The 1,547-nt window shown below is 24.0% G+C and carries 1 protein-coding gene; it reads right to left on the reverse strand.

Features of this window, described 5'->3' with window-relative positions; all coding sequences use genetic code 11:
* Positions 1–1,547 (reverse strand): hypothetical protein (locus Q0F58_RS19585; RefSeq protein WP_294379778.1); only part of this gene is annotated, 1,547 nt, incomplete at both ends.

A 1,547-nucleotide genomic window follows, 5' to 3' on the forward strand; every position in this document is an offset into this window, starting at 1 on the left:
ATCTGAATCTGGCTTACAATAATAATTGCCATAATCTTTATTGAACATTTTATTATATACTTCTGTTAATGTATAATTATAATTCAAATCAATAACCATAACTTCCTCAATACACTTTTTCATATTAAAAAATGGGCTTGTTTCTACAACTCGGTAATCCTTTAATTCATCATCATCTGTAAAGAAGACATTAAATCTATATAAAACTTTTTTTATATCCTTCTTCTTTTCTAAAATTTCTTCATCTGATTCTAAATCTGTATAAATTTCTTCAATTCCTTCACCACTTGATGTAATATACTTCATTACCTTTATAAAAAGTTCTTTTAAATGTTCTATTACTTCTTCTCCCCAGTATATAATCGCAAATGTTGGTGCATGTCCATATAATAATTTTATTTTCTCAAATTGCGACAAAACATTATTTAACTTAATTAAAAAGTCCAATGTAGCTTTCTTTTCATTTTCAGATGAATAGTCACTAATTATGTCTATATATTCATTTCCTTTAGAACTATCTTTAATTACATTTCCACTAAAATCTTTAGCATAGAATGTATATAAAAAGGCTAATGATATAGTTCTTCCTTGAGTATCTTTCTTTATATCTATAAAAATATTTAAATTAGAATATAACGGCATGTTTAAAGAATTATTAGTTGTATATATAAAATTATTAGTCTTATCTTTTCTTAATTTAACTTCTTCACCTAATCTTATTTTATCGGCCTTTAATGTAACATTTGAATTAAATACTCCTGAAGTATTTAATTCGATTTCTTTATTTAATTTATCTAATGAATTTATTCCTTTATCTAATAATATATTTTTCTCACCGTTTTTTAATGCAGGCAATATGTTTATATTTTCAATTTCTTTCATATAATATCTGCAAAAATGATTTCTTGGATCCTTTAGATACTGATTTATATCTTGTTCAATATAATTAGGATCTTCACTCTTTCTCTTTTTATTTTCAATCTGTATTCTTTGTCTCAAAAACTCTGAATATTGTCCTCCATAATAATCACAAGTTTGACATCTTGATGTGATTTTAACATTCAAATATTCATCTGTATTTCCTTGTTCAATTATCTTAATTATCTCAGGAAGTTCTTGCATAAATATATCTTCCAAACTACTTTTCAATGAAGAAAATTCAGCTACCCATTCTTCTATAGAATAACTTTTATCCTTAATTCTACTTTCTCTTTCCACTTCTGATTCATTATTTTTCTGTGGATATATAATTGCTGTCGCTGCAACTTCATACTTATCATCTAAATCATTTTCATAAATAAACTTATTTAAAACCATCATGTAAAGACCTAATTCTAAATAGTATGTATTTGAAAAATCAGACATTTTTATGTCACACAATTGTAATTTTATTTTATTATTTGAGCACTTAATAGTATTTAAATTTTTATCAAGGACTTTTATATTTTCACTTTTCTCTAATACTTTTATTAAATCCGGTCTAAAATCTGAAAAATTAAAATCAAACTTTTCATAAAACTCCTTAATTTTATCATCTTTAAGAAGTG

Origin of the sequence: uncultured Clostridium sp. (genome assembly GCF_934754915.1) — a bacterium.
In the GTDB taxonomy this organism is placed as follows: domain Bacteria; phylum Bacillota; class Clostridia; order Clostridiales; family Clostridiaceae; genus Clostridium.